The organism is Frankia sp. AiPs1, assembly GCF_023716945.1.
Taxonomy (GTDB): Bacteria; Actinomycetota; Actinomycetes; order Frankiales; family Frankiaceae; genus Frankia.
In genome coordinates this window covers 1-999 of the sequence record NZ_JAMQQF010001038.1, presented here as the reverse complement: position 1 = coordinate 999, position 999 = coordinate 1, and the positions used below count along the sequence as shown (strand labels likewise).

General features: G+C 79.0%; 1 pseudogene. It reads left to right on the top strand.

The window, feature by feature from the left end:
* Positions 1–999: pseudogene (locus tag ND748_RS32705) on the top strand (DNA helicase); the annotation flags it as partial.

The following is a 999-nucleotide window of genomic DNA, read 5'->3' as shown; positions in this document are numbered from 1 at the left end:
CTCCTGGACGCCATCGCCGCGGCCGGCCCCGGACCGTCGCCAACCGGCCAGCTGCGGGCGGCGGTGACCGCGCTCGTCCGCGCCCTCGACGACCTGACCGCGCACGGTGCCCGCGGATCGGACCGGGACTGGATCCCCGCCGCCCTCGACGACGCCCTCGCCAGCCGGGACCGCCTGCTGTGGGCCAAGGTGAGCGCCGCCGCGCCGCTCATCGCCGAGGCGGCCCGCCACGTCGACGACCTCGGCCTGCACGCTGTGGTGCTGCCCTCCGACGGCGCCACCCGCACGGATCCCGCCCGCGCGGCGGACGGCGGCGAGGACGGCGGCGAGGACGAACCCGACGGCGCCGAGCGGGGCGCCGAGCTCGATCCCGCCGCCCTGCTCCCTCGCGCCGAGGCGCTGCGAGCCCACCTCCACGGCGGCGCCGAACTTCGGCGTCGCTTCAAGCCGAAGGTCCAGCGGGAGGCCGACGCCCTGCTGCACCAGGTGACCGTCGACGGGGTCGCGCCGACGACCCCGGAGCTGCTCGACATCGTCCTGACCCGGCTGCGGGCGGAGCTCGCCGTCGAGGCTGCCGGTCGAGGCTGGACCCTGGTCGGCCGGCCGCCGCAGCCCGGTGATCCGCTCGAGGTCCGGCTGTCCCGGCTGGTCGAGGGGCAGCAGGCCGTCGAGGGCATCGACGCCGTCGTGGCCGCGCGAGACCGGGTCGTGGCCCTCGCCGCCGAGGCGGCGCCCGGGCAGCCGGTCACGATCGACTCCGCCGCGGACGGGCGGGATCTGGCCGCGGCGATGGCCGCACTCGATCCGGTGGCGGCCGCGGCCGAGGCCGACCGGGCGCTGGCCGACCTCGCCGACGACTACGACCGGCTCGCCGCCGACCCGGACCTACCCACCGCACTGGCCGCCGAGCTCGGCGCCGTGGCCGTCGCCGCCCGGAACCGCGACGTCGACGACTACGCCGCCGCCCGCGCCGCGCTCCACGCAGCGGCGGCCCGGGGG